The 21,694-nt window shown below is 64.2% G+C and carries 27 protein-coding genes and 1 tRNA gene; 12 read left to right on the forward strand and 16 right to left on the reverse strand.

Annotated features, from left to right (window positions below):
• Positions 1-29 precede the first annotated feature (29 nt).
• The 7 genes from ureG to ureC all read right to left on the reverse strand — a co-directional run bounded on the left by ureG (position 30) and on the right by ureC (position 5,423).
• Positions 30-662, reverse strand: coding sequence for an urease accessory protein UreG (ureG, locus tag NKL04_RS23775; RefSeq protein WP_023689161.1), 633 nt, complete (start codon positions 660-662; stop codon positions 30-32).
• Positions 659-1,117 carry a DUF3995 domain-containing protein gene (locus NKL04_RS23780; protein WP_023732687.1) on the reverse strand — a complete coding sequence of 153 codons (459 nt, stop codon included), beginning with the start codon at positions 1,115-1,117 and terminating at the stop codon, positions 659-661. The genes ureG and NKL04_RS23780 overlap by 4 nt, the downstream gene beginning before the upstream one ends.
• Complete coding sequence (locus tag NKL04_RS23785; RefSeq protein WP_023683598.1) at positions 1,114-1,785, reverse strand: urease accessory protein UreF; 672 nt, start codon at positions 1,783-1,785, stop codon at positions 1,114-1,116. Before NKL04_RS23785 ends, NKL04_RS23780 begins: the two co-directional genes overlap by 4 nt.
• Entirely contained in the window at positions 1,778-2,380 is a 603-nt protein-coding gene (gene ureE, locus NKL04_RS23790; RefSeq protein WP_023683599.1) for an urease accessory protein UreE, read from the reverse strand. Before ureE ends, NKL04_RS23785 begins: the two co-directional genes overlap by 8 nt.
• A complete protein-coding gene (locus NKL04_RS23795) occupies positions 2,377-2,982 on the reverse strand; it encodes a glutathione S-transferase family protein (RefSeq protein ID WP_023700465.1) in 606 nt (201 codons plus the stop codon). The genes ureE and NKL04_RS23795 overlap by 4 nt, the downstream gene beginning before the upstream one ends.
• A 42-nt stretch (positions 2,983-3,024) precedes the next feature.
• On the reverse strand, positions 3,025-3,618 hold the full coding sequence (locus tag NKL04_RS23800; protein WP_023683601.1) for a hypothetical protein: 594 nt from the start codon (positions 3,616-3,618) through the stop codon (positions 3,025-3,027).
• Between the two features lie 92 nt (positions 3,619-3,710).
• Positions 3,711-5,423: an urease subunit alpha gene (ureC, locus tag NKL04_RS23805; protein ID WP_031195771.1), complete on the reverse strand. Its 1,713-nt coding sequence runs from the start codon at positions 5,421-5,423 to the stop codon at positions 3,711-3,713.
• 179 nt (positions 5,424-5,602) lie between these two features.
• Here ureC and NKL04_RS23810 point away from each other — a divergent pair, with 179 nt between their 5' ends.
• Positions 5,603-5,965, forward strand: coding sequence for a hypothetical protein (locus NKL04_RS23810; RefSeq protein WP_023700466.1), 363 nt, complete (start codon positions 5,603-5,605; stop codon positions 5,963-5,965).
• A 129-nt stretch (positions 5,966-6,094) separates the two neighbouring features.
• Positions 6,095-6,598, forward strand: coding sequence for a hypothetical protein (locus tag NKL04_RS23815; RefSeq protein ID WP_023700467.1), 504 nt, complete (start codon positions 6,095-6,097; stop codon positions 6,596-6,598).
• 26 nt (positions 6,599-6,624) lie between these two features.
• On the opposite strand, the gene NKL04_RS23820 is transcribed toward NKL04_RS23815, so the two are convergent.
• From NKL04_RS23820 to NKL04_RS23840, 5 genes are read right to left on the reverse strand one after another with little or no spacing between them, the layout of a single operon-like run.
• Positions 6,625-6,930, reverse strand: coding sequence for an urease subunit beta (locus tag NKL04_RS23820; RefSeq protein ID WP_023700468.1), 306 nt, complete (start codon positions 6,928-6,930; stop codon positions 6,625-6,627).
• 8 nt (positions 6,931-6,938) lie between these two features.
• Positions 6,939-7,532: a HupE/UreJ family protein gene (locus NKL04_RS23825; protein WP_023671230.1), complete on the reverse strand. Its 594-nt coding sequence runs from the start codon at positions 7,530-7,532 to the stop codon at positions 6,939-6,941.
• Between the two features lie 29 nt (positions 7,533-7,561).
• The gene (locus NKL04_RS23830) at positions 7,562-7,816 is read right to left on the reverse strand and encodes a DUF1272 domain-containing protein (RefSeq protein WP_023671229.1); all 255 of its coding nucleotides are present in this window, start codon (positions 7,814-7,816) and stop codon (positions 7,562-7,564) included.
• Between the two features lie 11 nt (positions 7,817-7,827).
• Complete coding sequence (locus tag NKL04_RS23835) at positions 7,828-8,130, reverse strand: urease subunit gamma (protein ID WP_023671228.1); 303 nt, start codon at positions 8,128-8,130, stop codon at positions 7,828-7,830.
• Between the two features lie 30 nt (positions 8,131-8,160).
• Positions 8,161-8,982, reverse strand: a complete 822-nt coding sequence (locus NKL04_RS23840) for an urease accessory protein UreD (protein WP_084568503.1) — start codon at positions 8,980-8,982, stop codon at positions 8,161-8,163.
• A 235-nt stretch (positions 8,983-9,217) separates the two neighbouring features.
• Here NKL04_RS23840 and NKL04_RS23845 point away from each other — a divergent pair, with 235 nt between their 5' ends.
• The 3 genes from NKL04_RS23845 to NKL04_RS23855 all read left to right on the forward strand — a co-directional run bounded on the left by NKL04_RS23845 (position 9,218) and on the right by NKL04_RS23855 (position 11,545).
• Complete coding sequence (locus tag NKL04_RS23845; RefSeq protein WP_023671226.1) at positions 9,218-9,472, forward strand: acyl carrier protein; 255 nt, start codon at positions 9,218-9,220, stop codon at positions 9,470-9,472.
• A gap of 5 nt (positions 9,473-9,477) precedes the next feature.
• Positions 9,478-10,686: a beta-ketoacyl-[acyl-carrier-protein] synthase family protein gene (locus NKL04_RS23850; protein WP_023683604.1), complete on the forward strand. Its 1,209-nt coding sequence runs from the start codon at positions 9,478-9,480 to the stop codon at positions 10,684-10,686.
• Between the two features lie 154 nt (positions 10,687-10,840).
• Entirely contained in the window at positions 10,841-11,545 is a 705-nt protein-coding gene (locus NKL04_RS23855) for a glutathione S-transferase family protein (RefSeq protein ID WP_023671224.1), read from the forward strand.
• A gap of 25 nt (positions 11,546-11,570) precedes the next feature.
• Here NKL04_RS23855 and NKL04_RS23860 read toward each other — a convergent pair whose 3' ends face one another.
• The 4 genes from NKL04_RS23860 to NKL04_RS23875 form a co-directional block, all read right to left on the reverse strand.
• Complete coding sequence (locus NKL04_RS23860) at positions 11,571-11,942, reverse strand: hypothetical protein (protein WP_023700470.1); 372 nt, start codon at positions 11,940-11,942, stop codon at positions 11,571-11,573.
• Positions 11,943-12,027: 85 nt separating this feature from the next.
• Complete coding sequence (locus tag NKL04_RS23865; RefSeq protein WP_023700471.1) at positions 12,028-12,648, reverse strand: nucleoside triphosphate hydrolase; 621 nt, start codon at positions 12,646-12,648, stop codon at positions 12,028-12,030.
• Between the two features lie 269 nt (positions 12,649-12,917).
• Positions 12,918-14,009 carry a hypothetical protein gene (locus NKL04_RS23870; RefSeq protein WP_023700472.1) on the reverse strand — a complete coding sequence of 364 codons (1,092 nt, stop codon included), beginning with the start codon at positions 14,007-14,009 and terminating at the stop codon, positions 12,918-12,920.
• Between the two features lie 236 nt (positions 14,010-14,245).
• Positions 14,246-16,057: a methyl-accepting chemotaxis protein gene (locus NKL04_RS23875; RefSeq protein ID WP_031209266.1), complete on the reverse strand. Its 1,812-nt coding sequence runs from the start codon at positions 16,055-16,057 to the stop codon at positions 14,246-14,248.
• Between the two features lie 267 nt (positions 16,058-16,324).
• Between NKL04_RS23875 and NKL04_RS23880 the strand changes: the two genes are divergently transcribed.
• The 7 genes from NKL04_RS23880 (at position 16,325) to NKL04_RS23910 (ending at position 21,694) form a co-directional block, all read left to right on the forward strand.
• Entirely contained in the window at positions 16,325-17,293 is a 969-nt protein-coding gene (locus NKL04_RS23880) for a D-alanyl-D-alanine carboxypeptidase family protein (protein ID WP_023700474.1), read from the forward strand.
• A gap of 418 nt (positions 17,294-17,711) precedes the next feature.
• Complete coding sequence (locus tag NKL04_RS23885) at positions 17,712-18,614, forward strand: DUF1003 domain-containing protein (protein WP_023745876.1); 903 nt, start codon at positions 17,712-17,714, stop codon at positions 18,612-18,614.
• A gap of 162 nt (positions 18,615-18,776) precedes the next feature.
• Positions 18,777-18,853: transfer RNA gene (locus NKL04_RS23890), tRNA-Arg, on the forward strand.
• A 61-nt stretch (positions 18,854-18,914) separates the two neighbouring features.
• Entirely contained in the window at positions 18,915-19,385 is a 471-nt protein-coding gene (locus NKL04_RS32180; protein WP_502903359.1) for an acylphosphatase, read from the forward strand.
• A gap of 157 nt (positions 19,386-19,542) precedes the next feature.
• Positions 19,543-20,196, forward strand: coding sequence for a Rieske 2Fe-2S domain-containing protein (locus tag NKL04_RS23900; RefSeq protein ID WP_023700476.1), 654 nt, complete (start codon positions 19,543-19,545; stop codon positions 20,194-20,196).
• Entirely contained in the window at positions 20,193-21,038 is an 846-nt protein-coding gene (locus tag NKL04_RS23905; protein WP_023700477.1) for an aromatic ring-hydroxylating oxygenase subunit alpha, read from the forward strand. The genes NKL04_RS23900 and NKL04_RS23905 overlap by 4 nt, the downstream gene beginning before the upstream one ends.
• Positions 21,035-21,694 carry a glutathione S-transferase family protein gene (locus NKL04_RS23910; RefSeq protein ID WP_023689145.1) on the forward strand — a complete coding sequence of 220 codons (660 nt, stop codon included), beginning with the start codon at positions 21,035-21,037 and terminating at the stop codon, positions 21,692-21,694. The genes NKL04_RS23905 and NKL04_RS23910 overlap by 4 nt, the downstream gene beginning before the upstream one ends.

The following is a 21,694-nucleotide window of genomic DNA, read 5'->3' on the forward strand; positions in this document are numbered from 1 at the left end:
ATGCCGACCAGCAACCGGTAAGTACTGGGTCAGGCCGCCGAGCGGGCCGACTGCAGCCCGCCATGTTCGACGATGAAGTCGATGACTTCCTGCAGTCCCTTGCCGCGCGACAGGTCGGTGAAGCCGAACGGGCGCTTGCCCCGCATTCGGGCGGCGTCGCTCTCCATGACATCGAGGTTGACGTTCACATAGGGCGCCAGATCGCTCTTGTTGATGACCAGGAAATCGGAACGGGTGATCGCCGGCCCGCCCTTCCTGGGGATTTCCTCGCCCTGGCAAACCGAGATGACATAGAGGGTCAGGTCGGCAAGGTCCGGCGAGAAGGTGGCGGCAAGATTGTCGCCGCCGGATTCGATGAAGACGATGTCGAGATCGGGGAATTTCCTGTTCAGCTCGGCGATCGCCTGCAAATTGATCGAGGCGTCCTCACGGATGGCGGTGTGCGGGCAGCCGCCGGTCTCCACGCCGACGATGCGGTCCTCAGGCAGCGCCTGCAGGCGAGCCAGCATCATGGCGTCTTCCTTGGTGTAGATGTCGTTGGTGACGACGGCGATGGAGAAATCGTCGCGCAGCGCCTTGCAGAGCTTTTCGGTTAGCGTCGTCTTGCCGGAGCCGACGGGACCGCCGATGCCGATGCGCAGGGGACCGTTGGCCTGAGTCATAGCGAAAAATCCGTCATGCCGAAAAACTCCGTGATGGCGAGGATGGCGAAGCTGAGCCCGATCAACAGGCAGAGCGGCGAATAGAAGCTGACATCGAGCCGCGCAAAAGGCTGTTCCGGCGCCAGACGGCGCCACCACGGCGTGAAGCCGGCAATGCCGCGGCCGAGGAAGACCAGCCCTATGAGCAGCGCTGTGGCGGCAAGGCCTTCCCTTGGAAAGGGGGTGGCGAAGACCCCGGTCAGCGCCAGCGGCCACAGGGTTGCGAGGCACAGGCACGCGGCAACGGCGAGACAGGCAAACGGCGTCGGCATCTCGTCGACGCCGCGAAAGCCGACGACGGCGTGGGCGCAGGAGACGCCGTCCCTGCCCGGCCAGATGCCGCCAAGGCCCCAATAGACATGCAGCGCGGTGATCAGCAGCAGGACGGCCGAGAGGGCGAAGGCGAGGACGATCATGAGCGGAACAGCCTGGAATACTGCGTCTCGTGCTTCATCGCCATGATGTCGGAGATGAAGGCGCAGCCGCCGAGATCGTCCAATGTCGAGCCGGCGGCGCGCGCGGCCGTCGACAGCGCCAACGGCTCGAAGCCGGCGAGCAAGGCCATAGCGTCCGTCTGGCCGACGATTCCGAGTCGGATCGCCGCCTGGACGAGGTTGGAGAAGAAGGCCTGCAGGAAGGCCGACATCGCGTCCTGAAGCGCGATGCCGTTGCCGCCGGCAACGGCGCCGACGGCGACACAGTAGGCGCATTCGGCCGGCAGGCGGCCCAACACCGGATTCGCCCAAGCCGCTGCCGCTTTCAGGAAGGCGGCGCCTTGCAGCATGGTTTCGGTGTGACGCTCACGCGAGCCGGCCAGCGCTTCGGCGAGATCGGCAATTTCATGGAGATCGCCGCCGTCGCGGGCGCGGCGCCAGGCTTCCGTGAAGAGCACGGCGTCGTTCCAGCCCGAGCCCATCTCGACCAGCGTCTCCAGCCAGAAGGCGAGGCTGGCGGTATCGGCAACCAGCCCGTCTTGCCCGGCGCGTTCGAGGCCATGGCTGTAGGCAAAGCCGCCGACCGGAAAGGCCGGCGACAGCCACGCCATGAGCCGCAGCAAAGCGATGCCGGATGGCTGGTCAGTCATGATCGTGATGGTGCCCGTCATGGGAATGGCTGTGCGAATGCGACTCGCTGTGTGCGTGGGAACGTCCATCATGGGAATGCGCTTCGGCGTGCGCATGCGCATGGCCATGATCGTGACCATGCGCACCTTGGGCGGAATAGGCGCCGCGCACCGGCTTGAACGGTTCGGAGACTTCGCGGACCGTGGCGCCCAGCCCTTCCAGCATAGCCTTGATGACATGGTCGCGCAGGATCAGGATGCGGCCGGGCTCGATCGCTGCCGCCAGATGGCGGTTGCCGATATGCCAGGCAAGCTCCGTCAGATGCACCGCATCGCGGGCGCGGATATCATAGACCTCTTCGGGTGCCGCGGTGATCTCGACCTGGCCGCCATCCTCCAGCACCAGCCGGTCGCCATCGTTCAAGGTCACGGGCTCGGGCAGATCGACCAGCACCTTGCTGCCGTCGGCAAGCTCAATGGCGCGGCGGCGCAAATGACGCTCGTCATGGGGCAGGACGGCACGGCCGGATGGCGGCGTAGTTCCGGCAGTGCCGGCAGGCACCACCGAGACGGCCCGGGGGAACTTGGTGAAGTCGGTGTTCAGGTTGAGTTTCATCGCATGGCTCCACCGTTAGCCTGGGCTCTCGCACGGGCAGGCCGCGCCAGGACGCGGTCGAAATACGCGTTGACGCGCTCGGATTCGATCGGAAATTTTCCGGCGCGGGCCCAGCCGCCCATGTCGCCCAACAGCACGTCGACGGCGGAAAACCGGTCGCCCAGCGCAAACTCCCGATCCCCCAGCCGGCCGTCGAGCGCCTTGGCCTCCGAGGCGAAATCGTAGGCGGCGGCGGGGCCGACATCGACCCGCACGTCCTTCGGCAACAGGAAGCGGTGGCGCAGCTTGTTCCACAGCGGCGCTTCGAACTCGGACTGGGCAAAATGCATCCAGGAATCCATTTCGGCGCGTCCGGCCACACCTGGATTGGCGCCCATGCCTTTGTCGGCGTGCTTGTCGGCGAGATAGACGCAGATTGCCGCCGAATCAGTCACCGTCAGTTCGCCATCGATCAGGATCGGCACCTTGCCCGACGGGCTGAGCGCATAGGCTTCGGGCGAACGCAATTTGACCTCGACGAATTCATAGGGCTGCCCGAGTTCCTCGAGCATCCACAGAACGCGGCTGACGCGGGATCCACGCGATCCGATGGCCTTGTACATGGTTGAACCCTCTTTCCTGCGACCCTAAACCATAGCCACTGTTCAGACGATGGTGTCGAAGAGCCGCAGGATGAACGATATCTGATAGATCAGCGTGCCGGCGACGAATGCGATGTGGAAGCGGCGGTCACGCACCAGTATGGCGGCGATGCACAACACCACGAAAACCGGCGTTCGGAACAGATATTCATTGCCGTAGCGGGCGAAATGCTCGGGACCCTTCAGCAGCGTGTCGACGACGTCGAGCAGATAGGTCGTCGCCAGCAGGCCGAAGAACCAGCCACGGCGTGAATAGAAGAAATCCTCGTAGCTGGTGTAGTCGAGCATCGAATCCGGAAACAGCAGCGCGCACAGCAGGAACAGCGTGATGGCGTAGAAGATCAGGAACAGGTACTTGCCGAAAGTCCAGACCTCTATGGTGTAGAGGCCGAACTCCCACCACCAGAAATGCACCAGCAGCAACAGCATGGAGGCGACCCAGCCGAGGTGCACGGGATAGAGCCTGTACTGGCCGGGATGCTGGACGATTCGCGCCACCCCCGACAGCAGGCGAGCGACGCCAAGTCCGATCACCATGCCCATGACGATGCGGATATGCGGGAAGATGTCGTGGGCGGAGGCTATTTCGGTGACCATGACCTGCTACGCGGTTTCTTTGAGCCGCATATTGCGGTGGGACCGACCGGCTCGCAATGGAATTTGCCGGGTCGATCAAATCGCCCCTCGCCTCAAAACAGGAAATACCGCTGCGCCATCGGCAGCACGGTTGCCGGCTCGCAAGTCAAGAGTTCGCCATCGGCGCGAACCTCATAGGTTTCGGGATCGACCTCGATATGCGGCGTGGCGTCGTTGAGGATCATCGAGTGCTTGCCGATGCCGCCGCGGGTATTTTCCACCGCCACGAACTGCTTGTCGACGCCGAGCCTGCCATGCAGGCCGGACTCCAGCGCCGCCTTCGAAACGAAGGTCACCGACGAGTTGGTCCTGGCCTTGCCATAGGCGCCGAACATCGGGCGGTAGTGCATCGGCTGCGGTGTCGGGATAGAGGCGTTTGGGTCGCCCATCGGGGCTGCGGCTATCATGCCGCCGATCAGCACCATGTCCGGTTTGACGCCGAAGAAGGCTGGGTTCCACAGCACCAGATCGGCGCGCTTGCCGACCGCGATCGAACCGATGTCCCTGGACAGGCCATGCGCGATTGCCGGGTTGATGGTGTATTTGGCGATATAGCGGCGGACGCGGAAATTGTCGTTGTTGCCGGTCTCCTGCGGCAATGACCCGCGCTGGCGCTTCATCTTGTCGGCGGTCTGCCAGGTGCGGATCGCCACCTCGCCGACGCGGCCCATTGCCTGCGAGTCCGACGAGATGATCGAGAAGGCGCCGATGTCATGCAGAATGTCTTCCGCCGCGATGGTCTCCTTGCGGATGCGGCTTTCGGCAAAGGCGATGTCTTCGGGGATCGACGGCGACAGATGATGGCAGACCATCAGCATGTCGAGATGCTCGGCCAGCGTGTTGACGGTGTAGGGCCGGGTCGGGTTGGTCGAGGACGGGATGACGTTGGGCAGGCCGCAAACCTTGATGATGTCAGGCGCATGGCCGCCGCCGGCACCCTCGGTGTGGAAGGCGTGGATGGTGCGGCCCTTGATGGCGGCGACGGTGTTCTCCACAAAGCCGGATTCGTTCAGCGTGTCGGTGTGGATCATCACCTGCACGTCGTAATCGTCGGCAACCGACAGGCAGCAGTCGATGGCCGCCGGCGTCGTGCCCCAGTCCTCGTGCAGCTTCAGCGAGCAGGCCCCGCCCAGCACCATTTCCTCGAGCGCCGCCGGCAGCGAGGCGTTGCCCTTTCCGGACAGGCCGATGTTCATCGGGAAAGCGTCGAAGGACTGGATCATGCGCGCCATGTGCCAGGGTCCGGGCGTGCAGGTGGTGGCCAGCGTGCCATGCGCCGGGCCGGTGCCGCCGCCGAGCATGGTGGTGATGCCCGACATCAGCGCTTCGTCGATCTGCTGCGGGCAGATGAAGTGGATGTGCGCGTCGAAGCCGCCGGCGGTCAGGATCTTGCCCTCGCCGGCGATGATCTCGGTACCGGGGCCGATGATGATGGTGACACCGTCCTGCGTGTCGGGATTGCCGGCCTTGCCGATCGCCGCGATGCGGCCGTCCCTGAGACCTATATCGGCCTTGAAGATGCCGGCCGTGGCATCGACCACCAGCGCGTTGGTGATGACCGTGTCGACCGCGCCGCCGGCGCGCGACACCTGGCTCTGGCCCATGCCGTCGCGGATGACCTTGCCGCCGCCGAATTTCACCTCCTCGCCATGGACGGTGAGGTCCTTTTCGACCTCGATAAACAGCTCGGTGTCGGCCAGGCGCACTCTGTCGCCGACCGTCGGGCCATACATCTGCGCGTAGGCGGCGCGGGTAATTCTAGCCATCAGTCAATGCTCCCCAAACGAGAGCCCGGCCGCAGCCGAACTCCACATCGTCGCCATCCAATTGTCATGCAATGACCCGCTCGGCGACACCTTCTGATCCCATTTGGCCGTTGAGGTGGCCCTGCCACCCAAACCGCCTGTTTGCCAAACCCTTGGCCAAATCGATGAAAGGAAAATACATGCGCAAGATCATCGTTCTTGCAGCCGCCGCCACGCTGGCCTCCGCAACCGTAGCCGGCGCCCAGCAGCAGCCCACGCCGCAACCGAAGCCGGCGGCGCCCAGCGCTCAGCCGGCGGCGCCGGCAATCCAGAAGGTCAACATCGTCGATATCAGCGAATTGCCCAAGGCCACCCAGACGCAGGTCAATCAGGTGATCGCCCAGCGTGGCGATGCCGGGCTGCAGAAACTGCGCTCTTCGATCGACGCGACGCCGCAGATCAAGTCGGCGCTCGAAGCCAAGGGACTCACCTCGGCACAGGTGGTCGCCGCCAGCATGACCACCGATGGCGCGCTGACCATCGTCACCAAGAAGGCAAGCTGACGACAGGGCATGGCGGGCCGGCATCCGGCCCGCTGGCCCTATCCCGGAGGGAACCTTCGCCGGACGGGAGCCGTTTCGTCCCTTTGGCGCCGAACGGCGTTGCGCAGAAAAGTCTGCCAGGAGCGAGCGATGCCTACCATTCCCCTTGCCGACGCCAGATGGCTCCACGCCATTGCCGCTTGCGCGTTTCTCGCGGCTTTCGGCCCGCAAGCCGCGCAAGGTCTTGAAAGCGCTGACACAGTCAACCGGGCTGACACTGTCAACCGGATTGTGGGCTCCGATGTCCGGCAGGAAGAGGCGCGGACGGAGACGCAGACCAAAAAGATCATCACCGCGATCGAGCGGACGCGTGACAACATCGGTGCCGTGCGCAAGACATCCAAGCTCGATACCGTCGATATCGTCTTCCTCACCGACGCGGCACGCAGCGAAGGCGGCCCGCCGCCGGCCGTCGAGAGCAAGGTCGAACAGCATCAGGACGACATTGCGGAACTGCGGAAGGAGATCGACGCCAACGCCTTGCTGTTCAACGCCATCGATTCGCGGCGCGTGCTTGCGGAAGACGTCCTTGCCGTGGAATTCGACGGCTCGGCAAGAATCGTCATCTACGCGGCGGCCAGGCCGTCGAACTGACGTCCGGGCGCTCGACCCCGTCGATCTCACAGCCTGCCCATGATTTTCTGCTGAAAGCCGTAGACCTCGCGTTTTCCGCCGAGCGGCACCAGCGTGACGTCGCGCTGCTGTCCCGGTTCGAAGCGCATCGCGGTGCCGGCGGCAATGTCGAGGCGCATGCCGCGCGCCTTGTCGCGATCGAATTTCAGACCCTCATTGGTTTCGAAGAAGTGGTAGTGGCTGCCGACCTGGATCGGCCGGTCGCCGCTGTTGGCGACCTTCAGCGTCACCGTCGGCAGCCCCTTGTTGAGCTCGATGTCGCCGCTTGCGGTGATGATTTCGCCGGGAATCATCGTTAGCCTCACAAAACGCCGAAGACCAGGCCGCCGCCGACTGCAGCACAAGCGGCGCCAGCGGCGCGGGCAAGCCCGCGAAAGCGCATGCCGAGGCCAAGGCCGGCAGCGATGCCCATGGCATGGAGAAGTGCGGTGGCAACGGCAAAGCCGGCCATATAGTCAAGCCCACCTGCATTTTCCGGCACTTCGGTGCCGTGGGCATGGCCATGGAACAGCGCGAACAGGCCGATGATGGCGACTCCGGCCGAGACCGGCAGATCGACCGCCAACGCCACTAGCAAGCCAAGCGCGACGACGGAGGCAAGGATGCCCGGTTCGACGAAAGGCACCGGCACGTGGAGCATGCCGAGCGCGCCGCCGACCAGCATGACGCCGACAAAGGCCAGCGGCCAGGCCCAGATCGCCTTGCCGCCCTTGAGCGCCGCCCACAGGCCGACGGCGACCATGACGGTCATATGGTCGAGGCCGGACAGCGGATGCGCGAAGCCCGCCGCGAAGGACGAGGTGGTGCCGATGCCGACATGGGCATAGGCGGGCATCGCCGCCGCCAGCAGCAGGATCGCTGCAAGCGTGGTGCGTTTGGTTGAAGCAGAGATCATCGGTCTTCCCTTCGAAGTCACGAAAACAATCACGCAGCCTTGCGCGGGCCGCAGCCCTCGGCCTTGAGCACGCGTTGGGTCGAGGCCGGATATTTCACCAGTTTCTCCACTGGGCGGATCGGGCGTGCGGAAAAATTGCCGCCGCAGTTCGGGCAGACGCCGCCCAGCACATGTTCAGCGCAGTCAGCGCAGAAGGTGCATTCAAAGGTGCAGATCAGCGCGTCCGCCGCTTCCGGCGGCAGGTCCTTGTCGCAGCATTCGCAATTCGGTCGCAGCTCCAGCATCGTTTTTCTCCTCACCTGATCGGTTCGTGAACGGTCACCAACTTGGTGCCGTCGGGAAAGGTCGCCTCGACCTGCACGTCGTGGATCATCTCGGCGATGCCTTCCATCACCTGCGCGCGGGTGATGACATGGGCGCCGGCCTCCATCAGTTCGGCGACCGGGCGGCCGTCGCGGGCGCCCTCGACGACGAAATCGGTGATCAGCGCGATCGCTTCGGGGTGATTGAGCTTGACGCCGCGTTCCAGCCGCTTGCGCGCCACGATCGCCGCCATGGCGATGAGCAGCTTGTCCTTTTCACGCGGCGTCAGGTTCATGCGCTTTCCTGGATTTGGCCTGGATTTGGCTCAGAGTGACCATAATTTGGGCAGACCCGCCCGCCCGTTGAGCAGTTCGACGAGCGGAACCAGCCGCTTGCGCAGCTGGTAGCCGTCCTCGGCAAACAGCCTCGCAAGAAGCTTGCCAGATTTTTTGACGCTCCAGGCGCTGGCATCGCCGTCGGCGCCGATGATGTCGCGGGCCGCATCGAGCAAGCCTTCGGCCTGCGGCGAAACCATCAGCAGCGTCGCAGCGGCAATGGCGCCGCCGGCGACCGCCGGGCGGCCAAGTGCCGCCGCGATAGCCGGCCCGATGCGGGAATCCTCGGCATGAACGAGCGCACCATCCTGGCGGACACGCCAACGGTCGTGGAAATGGCCGTGCGCGGCCTCTTCGCCCATGGCGAGGCGGCCGAATATGGTGGCTTCAAGCAGCAATGCCTCGGCGCCTGCGGCAAGCTCGACCTCGAGCGTGCGGGCAAAGGCCGAGCGGTCGAAGACGATGGTTTCCTGGGGCAGCCAGGCGATACGCCCGCCCGCGCCGACGCTGAGCTTCACCCGAACTTCGGCGCGGTCGCTAGCGGCACGATAGATCTTTTCGCAGGCCTGGGTGGTTATCGAGGCGGAGGCACCTGGCCCGACATCGATTTCCCAGCCGAGCCGATCGCCGCCGGTCAGACCGCCGGCGGTGTTGATGAGCACGGCTTCGAGCGGATCGGCCGCAACGGCCGGCATGCGGATTTTGGCCGAGCCGTCCTGATAGAGGCGCAAAAGCCGGGTGCGTCCATCCCTGACGCCGCACGCAAGCCGGGCCGCCCCGGCCGCGCGCTGGGCCGGAAGAGCTGAGATCAAGACATGCTGCAACGTATCCACGGCGCTAACGTTAAGCACTCCCGGCGCTTTGTCGATATGGTGCTTGTTGATATAGCTTGTTGCTTGACAGCGTTTCCGTTTCTATAGAGGGAGCCTCTTTGGAACGGTCATGCTGCGCCTGGCGGGTTTTTGAAGGCGACGGCGATTTCAGTCCAGGCAACAGGGGCGCCAACCAATCGGCACCGCGGCGTTATAAAATTGGGGAAGGAATCGAATGGCTGACGAGCTGGCAACGGAAATCATCGCCAAGATCAGGGCACATGCGGAGCCCGGTGGCGAAGAGATCACCACCAATACGGAATTGACCGCGCTTGGCATCCATTCCCTGGAACTGACCGAGATCATCTTCGATCTCGAGGAGCAGTACGGCATCGAGATCGAGATGAACACGGTCGATGCCTGGAGCAATCTCAAGAATGTCGGCGATATGGTTGAGGCTGTTCGCGCGCTGATTGCGAAAAAAGCCTGAGCTGAATGCAAAAGCGCGTCGTCATTACCGGCATCGGCGGCATATGCGGGCTCGGCGCCAATGCGCCTGCAATCTGGAACGAGATGCGGGCCGGCCGATCGGCCATCGGTCAAATCAGCAATCCCGGTTTGCATGATTTGAAGGTCAAGGTCGGCTGCGAAATCAAGACGCTGCCCGACCATGGCATCAGCCACAAGCAGACCGTGTCGATGGACCGCTTCAGCCTTTTGGCGACGATTGCCGCGCGCGAAGCCATGCAGCATGCCGGCCTGACATCGAATGAAGCAACCACCTACCGGATGGGCGCGGTTGTCGGCGTCGGCGTCTGCGGCTGGGAGGCGATCGAGGAGAACTATCGCGCCATCCTGGTCGACGGCAAGAACCGGGCCGGCATCTTCACCGTGCCGAAAGTGATGCCGAGTGCGGCATCCGGCCATGTCAGCATGAATCTCGGCCTGCGCGGGCCGGTGTTCGGCGTCACTTCGGCCTGCTCCTCGTCCAATCACGCCTTTGCCTCGGCGGTCGACCAGATCCGGCTCGGCCGCGCCGATGTCATGGTCGCCGGCGGCACCGACGCGCCGCTGCTCTGGGGCATCCTGAAAGGCTGGGAAGCCCTGCGGGTGCTGGCGCCCGATACCTGCCGGCCGTTCTCAGCCGATCGCCAGGGCCTGTCGCTCGGCGAAGGTGCTGGAATGGCGGTGCTGGAAACGTATGAACACGCCATGGCGCGCGGCGCTACCATTCTGGCCGAATTTGCCGGAGCCGGCCTTTCCGCCGACGCTTCCGATATCGTCGCGCCGACTGTCGAGGGACCGACGGCGGCGATGCGCGCCTGCCTGGCGGACGCCGGGCTCAATCCCGAGGACGTCGACTATCTCAACGCCCACGGCACCGGCACCAAGGCCAACGACCAGATCGAGACGGCGGCAATCAAGCGCGTCTTCGGCGACCATGCCTATAAGCTGTCGGTGTCGTCGACCAAGTCGATGCATGCCCATTGCCTCGGCGCCTCGGGCGGCCTGGAAATGATCGCCTGCGTGATGGCGATCCGCGAAGGCATCGTGCCGCCGACGGCCAATTTCCGGCAGGCCGACCCCGACTGCGATCTCGACATCACGCCGAATGTGGCGCGCGAGCGCAAGGTGCGCGCGGCGATCAGCAACGGTTTTGCCTTTGGCGGCACCAATGCCGTGGTCGCGTTCAAGGCGGTCTGACGGCAAGCGACTGGCCCCTGAGCGACTGGGCCTGAATGACTGCGAAGACGGTGTCTGCACCGTCGACCGGTTGATCGGCAAAGACGCCGAGGATAATCCTTCGCAACACGCCAGATGGCGCGATACCGCGCCAAATTCCCGACCGGAGCTTTCGATGACCGACCTGTCCGCCTTTCCGATCACCAAGCGCTGGCCGGCCAGCCACCCCGACCGCCTGCAGCTCTATTCCGCGACGACGCCGAATGGGGTGAAAGTCTCGATCGCGCTGGAAGAACTCGGCCTCCCCTACGAGGCGCATCTGGTGGATATCGGCAAGGACCAGAGCTGGACGCCGGAATTCCTGTCGCTGAACCCGAACGGCAAGATACCCGCGATCATCGACCCCGACGGGCCGGGCGGCAGGCCATTCGGCCTGTTCGAATCCGGCGCCATCCTGCTCTACCTCACCGACAAGACCGGCAAGCTGATCCCTGCCGATCCGGCGCGGCGCTACGAGACCATCCAATGGGTGTTCTTCCAGATGGCGGCGATCGGGCCGATTTTCGGACAGGTCGGGTTTTTCAACAAATTCGCCGGACGCGAGATCGCCGACAAGCGGCCGCTGGATCGCTACCGCAATGAATCGCGGCGGCTGATCGGGGTGCTGGAGACGCGGCTGAAGGGTCGAACCTGGATCATGGACGACGACTATACCATCGCCGACATTTCGATGCTGGGCTGGGTGCGCAATCTGATCGGCTTCTACGAGGCGCGCGAACTCGTCGGCTTCGACGACTTCCCCACCGTCGCGGCATGGCTGGAGCGCGGGCTGGCGCGGCCCGCGGTGCAGCGCGGCCTGACCATTCCCGCCAGGAATTGACCTCGGCCAGCCGAAGCAGCCGGGTCTATTTCGCCTTGGCCTTGCTTTTCGAGCCGCCCTTGCCGATGACGGACGCAGCGAGCGACGCGGCGCCCCTGGCTGTCGCCGCCACCGCACCAGCGGCGACATTGGCGGTCGCCTTGACCGTGCGCATGGCCCCGCCGGCCATCGAGCCGCGGCTTGCCGGCTTCTTGGGTTTGGAGGTTTTCGCCGCCACCTTCGCCGTCGCGACCGGTTCTACCTTCTTTGGCGCCGCTTTGCCGAAAGCCGGCTTTGCGTCCTTGGACCGCTCGGCGATCGCCGGGCCGGCGCCTGCCTTGGCCTGCGTGGCCTTTGCCTGCCTGGCTTTGGGTTGAGCGGTCTTGCTCTTGGCGGGTGTTTTTGCCTTGGTTGCCATCTGACGGTTCCCTCACGGCGGCACGATTGCCGATGAGAGATAACGACCTGAAAGTCTTAAGGTTCCCGTTCCGAAGTCCAGCGAACTATGCGGGATCGCCAACAACCAGGTCGGCGGACCTGCGACGGCCGAGCACGCGATCGATGTTGGGCATGTCGTTGGAAGCGATCCAGGCGCGGGCGTCTTCGTCGGAGCGGCCATGCTCGTGCCAGCGCACCAGAAGGCGGCGCTCGAGTTCGGCCCGCGGCACATCGACAAAGATGGTGAAGTCGAACAGCGGCGCCAGCCGCGACCACGGCTCCTCGTCGAGCAGGAGGTAATTGCCTTCGACCAGGATGAACTTGGTCTCGGCGGCAACGATGGAGGCGGCGGCGCGCGACAATTCCATGCTGCGGTCGAACACCGGAATGGCGATGTCTGGCTCGCCCGAACGGATGCGCTTCAACAGCGTCTCGAAGCCGGCGAAGTCGAAAGTCTCCGGCGCGCCCTTTCTTGGCCGCAGGCCGCGCTGGTCGAGCACGATGTCGTCATAGTGGAAGCCGTCCATCGGCACGACTTCAGCCGTGCCCTCCGGCAGCAGATCATGCAGCCCGGCCGAGAGCGTCGACTTGCCGGCGCCGGGCGGGCCGGCAATGGCGACGATGAACCGTTTCGCCTTGCCGGCGCGCTTGAAGATGGTGGCGGCGAGATGGGCGATTTCGGACATTGGGCGCTTCCAGCTATGCTTTGCATCTTGTCGGCAGTTCGAGGAAATTTCAAACCGCGATTTGGGCAATCTCACGACATCCGCCACGTCAGCGCTGCCCCTCGTCGCCCTGCCGGTGTCCAGCCGATAGATGGGTAACACTTCTCCTCCCAATGCGTCCGCCGCAGCGCCAAGCAGATTGGTTGGCGCGGCGGTGCGGCGGACAAGCTCCATGTGCCGTGTGTCGAGATGCCGGCAGGCAGGTGAGGGGCAGGGCCAGCGTTCGAAAATCAGCCGGGCTGGCCGATCCGCAGGAAATCGCTGTCGAACCTGACATCGCGGGTCGAACCATCGGCTCCGGTGAGACGCATGTGACCTGAGGCTGTCCCGATATCGCGCGGCGGCTCGCCGCTCGTGAGCGGCAGCGTGCCGATGACATGGCGGAAGGAGACTTCGCCGCCGAGGGTAAAAGCGGTCGCGACCCCTTCGCGCTTCAGCCAATTGTCGCCGATCGATGCGGCATGGCCGATGGCGGCGCGGCCGTCCTCGATGCCGAGCACGCCGCGATGGCGGCTGCTCCACGGCGCGTAGTCGCGGCCGCCATTGCTGAACCACAGCATGGTGACCGGCAGCTCCGCCGGGTTCTTCAGCACCAGCACCAGATCCTGTTCGGCCCGGCGCGCCAGCGCCGTCCAGCCCGGACCGCCATGATCGGCTTCGACCAGGGTGATGAAATCCTCGCGCTCATCCTCCATGTGGTAGTCGGTGAGATCGAGCGTGCCGCCGCCAGTGGCTGGAAAGCGCGTCAGATCGGTCGAGCGGGCGGGATAGGAAAGCTTGAAGCGACCGCGGGCCGGATCGGGCTCCAGCGGTGCGTCCAGTGTCCCGGCAAAGCGCTTCGGCGAAAAGGCCAGCCGGCCGCCATCGCGCATCGCCGCCATCGGATGGTGGGCGGCGGAGACAGCGCCGGAACCGCCGGAAAAGACATGCTCCTGATAGAGAAAGGGATGACTGTTGCGGAGCGTGAAGATCTTGTCGACCGTCGCGCCCATCACCGTGCGGCGCAACCGGAAGACGGCCCGCCAGCCGTCGGATGTCGCTTCGCTGGCGGTGACATCCCAGGCGCTGTTGGCCGGCCAGCCATGCAGCGGTGCGGCCTCGATGTCGCTGGCCGAAAACGGTGCGCATAGGAAATCGCCCGACAGCCGCACCGTGCCTTGAGGCAGATCCGGCGGCAGCGTCTCGCCGGCATCGATCCAGGGCGCGCGGTGCAGCGGCTTCAGCTGGCGGCCATCGCTGTCGACCGTTATGTCGGCGATATGGCCGACAGTGAGATCGAGCGTGACCGAAATGCCCTTTGCCTTGATCGTGACCGTATCCATCCGCGCACCTGCTGATTCTGATGGCAGCGAACAAACCCGCTCCGCGAGGGATGCGCAAGCACAGCGACCGGCATTTTGCATCAGGGCGATTTTTACCCTCCCCCTTGTGGGGAGGGTCGGCGAGCGATCGGAGCGAAGCGGAGATCGATCGACGGGGTGGGGGTAGCGCCCTACGAGGACCCCCACCCCGATCCGCTACGCGGATCGACCCTCCCCACATGGGGGAGGGTGGGCGCCTACTGCCGCTTATACTCGCGCACCGGCGACTTGGTGCCGTCGGTGTAGGTGACCTGCACCGCCATCGATGTCACGTTGTCGGGGACCTTGAAGTAAGGCTGGTAGTCATAAGGAATGGCGTACGGGTCCTTCTTGTCGCAAGGCGGCAGCTTGATCTCCCTGTCGAGCGCCGTGCCGTTCAGGCTGTAGCGCACCTCCTTGATGCCGCAGCGGAACGACAGCATCTGGGAGAAATAGACCAGGCCGTGATTGCCGCTGGCGTCGAAGGCGATCCACGACGTCCAGAACTGGTCGAGGATCTGTTTGTTGCCCTGTTGCAGCGCTGCGTCCGGATCGAAACTTATGTCGAACGGCCCGGTCTCGCGGCCCCTGAGATCGAGATACTTGACCCCGATGGTGGTGGCCGTGGTGCTGTCGGGCAATTCGAAGCTCGGATTGGGCATCGGCTTGCCGGTGCGCTGGTCGTTCATCGCCATCAGCCCGGTGTCGGTGAACGGACCTGACACACCCATGCGCCAGGAAATGCCGGTCGCGGCCTCGGGCAGCGAGATGGAGATCGTCCAGCCGGCATTGGAGCGCATCGGCGTCAGCGTCGGGGCAAAGCGTGCTGGGTCGAGCACGTCGCCAAGCGCCGTCAGGCGGGTACGGCTGCGGTCGAGCCAGTCGGCGAGCTGCGTCTGGTCGACGAAATATTTGAGCAGCCCGCCTTCCTTTTCATAGGAGACGAACCTGGTCAGCGCCTCGGCCTCGCTGCGCTTGTCGGACAGCGACTGGACGCCGAGGCGATCCTCGGAAAACTCCTGCGCGAGCAGATAATAGGCCGGTGCGAAATCCGGATTGGCCGCGATGAAGGCGTTGAGCTTGTCGAGACGCTGGGCATCGTCGAACTGCAGGATATGGACCAGCTTGATCGACAGCGCCTTGGCCTTGTCGGCCAGCTGGCCGAACACTTCGCGGGCGCCGGCCTTGCCGTCCTGCACGCGCAGCAGGGTGGCAAAGCGAGTGTAGGGATCGACGGCGTCGACGTCGAAACCGGCAAAAGCGAGATAGGAGCGCCGCGCATTCAGCATGTCGCCGGAAAGCTCGTAGACGCGGGCATTGTGGTAGAATTCATCCGGCCGCTTCGGCTCGGCGATCGCCCCGCCCTGCGCGGCCAATGCGGCAAAGCCCTTGGCGATGGTGTCGATCGAGGCGGCGATCTGCTCGGTGGTCGCCTGAAGCTTATCCGCCTGCTCGGCCTGTTTCTGCTGGCCGGCAGCGAGCGTTTCGGTCGTCTGCTTGACCGCCTCTACCGACTTTTGCGTCTGCGCGTCCTGCTCAGCCTGCTGCTGCTGGGTCGACGCAATTTCCTCGGTCTTCTTCGCCACCGCGTCAGTCGATTGCTTGACCTGGTCGACCGCCAGCTTCGTCTCGGTTACCGTTTGCTCGATCCTGGCCACCCTGGCCGAGACGATGCCCATCTGCTGCTGCAACTGGGCGATGGCCGGCACCAGGCCGGCGATCACACCGTTCTGCGAATTGGTCTGCTGCTGCAGGCCATAGACGCCGCCGGCGACGGCGGCAGCGCTGGTGGCAAAGATCAGCGCCGGCAGCGCCTTGGCGGCCAGCACCAGCCGCAGAACGATGGCAATGGCGATGACGGCGGCGGCAACCGAAGCGACCAGCGCGATATAGGCGGCGAACGGCGCCAGCGGATTGAGGATGTCGGAAGCAGCGCCGCCGATGAAAGCGACGCTGCCGGCCCATTTGCCGGTGCGGCTGAGCGAAGCCCTGATAAGAGATGGCGCAGCCGCGCCGATGTCACCGGTCATTGTCAAATCCCCCAAGCAATTGCCGCCTCTATAGCAGCACCGCGACCCCGCAGGCAAAACAGGACAGGAAGCAGGCGATTTCGGGGCGGGTGGGCGGATTTCGAGGTTGCCGTTTCAGCGCCGATGATTGGCGAAGCCGAAGCGACATCTGATCTCCCCCTTTGCGGGGGAGATTGGCAGCGTCATCGGCAGCTCCGCCGTTAACCAAATGGACGAACACAATGGGTTAGGCTAGGTTCCGGCCCTCTCAGCAACGCCGGACTTGCCTTGCCAAACTTCCATTTCCCCTCCCTCATACAAAAATTCGTCGCGGCCTTGCTGCTGCTCGTCTTCGTTGCCGGCTGCAGCACCACCGCGCCGCCCGACAGCGTGCTGGCGGTGCCGGCGCCGCAGGAGAAATATGCCGCCATCGTAATTGATGCCGGCAGTGGCAAGACGCTGTTCGAGGTCAGTTCGAGGGCGCAACGCTATCCGGCGTCGCTGACCAAGATGATGACGCTCTACCTGCTGTTCGAGGCGCTGGAGTCCGGCCGTGTCTCGAAGGAAACGCAGATCCCGGTCTCCGAGAATGCCGCCCGGCAGCCGCCGACCAAATTGCGCTTCAAGCGCGGCGAGAGCATCGATGTCGATTCGGCGATCCGGGCGATCGTTGTCAAGTCGGCCAATGACGTGGCGGTGGCGGTGGGCGAATATCTCGGCGGCTCGGAGAACCAGTTCGCCGCCATGATGACCTCGAAGGCGCGCCAGATCGGCATGAGCAGCACCGTCTTCCGCAACGCATCGGGCCTGCCCGACGATGGCCAGCACACATCGGCGCGCGACATGGCGACGCTCGGCATGGCGCTGCGCGCCCGCTTCCCGCAGCAGTTCCACTATTTCTCCGAAAGCGACTTCATGTTCCGCGGTCGGCTGGTGCGCGGCCACAACGACATGCTCGGCCGGGTGCGCGGCGTCGACGGCATCAAGACCGGCTATATCAGGGCATCCGGCTACAATATCGTCACGTCCTACAATGCCGACGGCCGGCATCTGATCGTCGTGGTGATGGGCGCCGACAGCGCACGCCAGCGCAACGACCATGTCGAAGCGCTGATCCAGCGCAGTCTTTCGCCGACGCTGGCCGATACGAAGACGCGGCTGATGTTTGCGGGAGATCAGCCGGCCGCGTCGCCCGGCCTGCCGCCGCCTGGTTTGCCGGCGCAGGGGTCGCAGTTGCCTGGTTTACCGCCGCAATAGAACCCGTCGTTGGGTGGAGGAACTCTGAAACGCCGGCGGGACAGCACCCCCCTCTGGCCTGCCGGCCATCTCCCCCTCAAGTGGGGAGATTAGCAGCTTCGGCGTCTCGCCTCTTTTTCGTGTTTGGCGAAGCCATGGCGACATCTGATCTCCCCCCTTGAGGGGGAGATGTCCGGCAGGACAGAGGGGGGTCGTGAAGGATCGCTGCCTCATCTTAACTCTGCAGCAGGCGCAACAGCACTTCGGCGGTCTGGTTGCCGAGCAGCAGGCGAGCGAGGCCCCGGGGGGCTGCGCCGCCACAGGCAATTGCAGCAGGCATTCATCACAAGCGCTTGCACAAGCCCCCAATCTTCACCGCCACAGTGGCTATGGCGTGCCGGCTTGGCGTATCGTGGGCGCGACAGCAGGAGCCGGCATCATGAGCCCAAAACCATCCGAACAGGCCGCCAATGAAAACGATAGCGGCGGCGAGTATTTCGAGGCGCCGACCGACCACGACGCCGAGCTGGTGGCCGACGAGGCGCTGGAAGCGCCCGATGTGCCGGACTCCGAACCCCATGGCCGCCTGAAGCCGAAGCGGAAACCATCGGCGATATCGGGCCGCAAATTCCGCAAGCGCGACCTGGTGCGCATCGACGACCTGCGGCCAAGCCTGGCCGACCGCATCCGCTCCGACCATCCCGACCTGCCGCGCGGCGCCCGCATCAGCCGCGAAGAGCTCGGCCGCTACCGCATGCGCTACATGGAGGAGTTGCTGCAGCAGGAGCATGGCGAATTCTCCGAGCTCGACCGCCAGGTGGTCGAATCGATCGCCAGGCAGGACACGATTTCGGAAAACTCGGAAGAGGAGTTCGAGGAGCACCGCTCGTTCGCCGACCGCGTCTCCGACAACATGGCGGCTTTCGGCGGCAGCTGGTGGTTCCTGATCTCGTTCGGCAGCGTGCTTGCGGTGTGGATCGGCATCAATTTGATCGCGGGCGTGAGCAGCGCCTTCGACCCCTACCCCTTCATCCTGCTCAACCTGCTGCTCTCCTGCATCGCCGCCATCCAGGCGCCGATCATCATGATGAGCCAGAGACGGACGGAGGCCAAGGACCGCCTGCGCTCGTTCAACGACTACCGGGTGAACCTGAAAGCCGAGCTGGAAGTGCGCCATCTGCACGAAAAGCTCGACTATCTGATCTCGCGCCAATGGACGCGGCTGGCCGAAATGCAGCAGATGCAGCTGGACGCGATGCATGAGCTGACGGGCGCGAAGAAGGCGAAGCGGGCGCCGCGCAGGGTGCGCAGGCGGGTGGCGAAGGTGGAGGTGGCGGGGTGAGTCCCGGGCTGAGGCTGCAGGGCGGACGCGAAGTTGCCGAGCCGCGCGACGTGGCTTCAAAAATATCGCCACGCCAATTGCCCGTTGAAGCCCGGCGCGGCTTCCGCTAAGAAGCCGTGGCTGGCCGGCCTATCGGCTGGTTCGTTTTCAGGTTCCTTGAAGGCACCCGTAGCTCAGCTGGATAGAGCGCTGCCCTCCGAAGGCAGAGGTCACAGGTTCGAATCCTGTCGGGTGCGCCAACTTACCGATGCATTACAATAGCTCAGATAACCCTAAAGCGCGTCGCGCTGAAACGGATTCATGCGACGCGCTTTAAAGTCTTTGTTTAATGCATGTCGTTGTCCCACAACCGCGGCACTTCTGGGCGACATGCATGAGTGCCCGGGTCTAGGCACGGGCGATCAGTCGATATTCGGTGTTATTGGCGCGTCGATTACCACTTCCGCCCGTTCAGTCAGACGCTATGCTGCCGACCATGACACCAAGGCGCGCGTTCCGTTCGTGATGAAGCAAAGTCAACACCGCTTGCATGAGCGGATGACCATTCGCGGCCACCTCGAACCCGCGTCCTTCGTGCCCTGGATCATGCGCCATGCGGCCAAGCTCGGTCTCGCGCACCACATCGCTCATGCAAGCACCGATCGCATCGAACTCGATATTGCCGGTGCGGCGGAACTGATCGACATGATGGAGATGGGATGTTCGCTTGGGCCCATTGAGGTCTGGGTCGAGACGATCGACCGCGCGCCTGTCGAGCAAAAAAACATATAGCTTTGCGTGTGGTTACCGTCCGTTTGCACTTAATTTAACCAATATTGCAATTGCGAAATAATTATGCATACGTCAGCCGCATCGAGCGGTTCGCCAACTCCTTGCGCCGGCATCTCTCTGGTCGGGAAACAGTAGTATCAGTACGGAAAGTAAGGTCATGCTGTCCGACAAGACGGACACCTGGGTGCCGGTCGCCCTTACCCAGGATCTGCCAACAGGACAGGTAATGCCGGCGCGGACGCCCGCCGGTCCCATTGCCCTCTGGCGAAGCCAATCGGGGCGCTTGGCGGCATCGGCGGATCGCTGTCCGCATCGCGGCATGCGCCTCTCCCATGGCTTCGTGCGCGGCGAGGCGCTCTCCTGCATCTATCACGGCTGGACCTATTCGCAGGCCGGTCAGTGCCTGCGCATTCCTGCCCATCCCAGCCTCACGCCGCCGGAGACGATTCGCGTTGCGACCCGGTTGGTCGAAGAGGCCGGCGGGATCATCTGGGTCGCTGATGGAGAGCCTGACGGCAACCCACCCCTTTTTGAGGGTTACGCGCCGCTCCGTTCATTGACGGCCCGTGCCGGACATTCGGCGCTCTCGGTCGCTGCCGGTACGAAGGCCACCGTTGAAGGATACGTCTGGCAGGCACCCGGCGCGCCGGCAATTCGCCTGCTGCCTATCCCGCAGGAAGCCGGCGAGACGCTGATCCACGTCCTTGTTCCAGCCGATTGCGATGCGTCCGAGCGCATCGCCGCCTCGCGAGCCGCCGAGAGCCTTCGGCGCATGGCCGAAGGGATCGAGGCGAAAGGGGCTGTGCCATGATCGACGATGCGATGCGCGACGAATGGTATCCGGTCGGGCTTTTCAGCCGGCTCGACCGCTATGGGCGCGAGACCACCCTGATGGACGAGCCGATCAAGGTTGCGCTAGACGCCAATGGCGCGGCGAAAGTGACAGGCGAAAACGGGCGCGTGCTGCCGGTTTCGGTGCGCTATGGCCATATCTGGTCGTCGCTCGGCGAACCGAAGAAACCGGTCTTTCCGATTCCCGAGGCAGACCAACCCGGGCGCCGCTTCGTCGATGTCGGCGTGGTGCGGGTGCGCTGCTCGCCGCTCCGCGCCGTCGAGAACTTCCTCGACATCGCGCACTTCCCCTTCGTCCATACCGACATCCTCGGCTCGGAGCCACATACCGAGGTCGAAAACTACAAGGTCGAGATCCGCGAGGAAGAGGACGAGGTCTGGGCGACCCAGGTGAAGTTCTACCAGCCGCAGGCGGCGAAATCCGCGAGCGGAGGTATCACGACGGAATACATGTACCGCGTGCCGGCCCCGACCTGCTCAGTCCTCTACAAGACCTGCCCGCCGCGCCCGGGCGAATGGGATGTCATTACGCTATTCGTCCAACCGCTTGCCGAGGATCTCTGCGACGTCTGGCCGTGGATGGCGCTTTTCGATGACGAGACGCCACAGACCGACCTCATCCATTTCCAGCAGACGATTTTCCTGCAGGACCGCTCGATCCTCGAAAACCAGATCCCGCGTCTTCTGCCGCTCGATCCCGGCATGGAAATCCCGACGCGCGCCGACCTGACCTCGGTCGCCTATCGCCGCTGGCTGAAGCGCCACAATTATACCTACGGCGCGCAATTGGTGGCACAGTGAAGCTTTACGACTACATCCTCTCCCCAAGTTGCTACAAGGTGCGCCTGATGGCGACGCTGTCAGGTGTGAAGCTCGAAATCCGCCCGGTCGACTTCCATCCCGGCGCCGAGCATCGTGGCCCCGAGCTTATGGCGCTTAATCCGGGAGGCTCCATCCCGATCCTTGAAGACGGCGACCTGATCCTGACCGAGTCTTCCGCCATGCTTGGCTATCTCGCCGCGAAGGCAGCACCGGCCTGGCTCGGCAGCGGCGCCCCCGAGGAGACGGCGCGCATCCAGCAATGGCTTTCCTTCTCGCACAGGCTGACCGCCAACCTCGGCGGCGCGCGCCTGCATGAGATGCTGCTGCGCCCCGGTGACATCGGTGCGCTTCAGGCCAATGGCATAGCGGCACTACGTGAGCTGGAAGCCGGCCTCTTCGAACAAAAAATGCGTGGCGACCGGTTTCTCGCTTCCGACCGGCCGACGATTGCCGACATTGCTTGCTTTCCCTATGTCGCGCTCGCGCCCGACGGCGGCGTTTCCCTCGATTCGTATCCCACGATCCGGCTCTGGTCGCGAGCGCTCCGCAGCCTCGACAATTTCATCGAGATGCCCGGTATCCACCGGCTGCACGAGTTGAAGCCCGAACCGCGACCCATGCTGGACGAGGCGTGA

It is taken from the genome of Mesorhizobium sp. C264A, assembly GCF_040324515.1.
Taxonomy (GTDB): Bacteria; Pseudomonadota; Alphaproteobacteria; order Rhizobiales; family Rhizobiaceae; genus Mesorhizobium.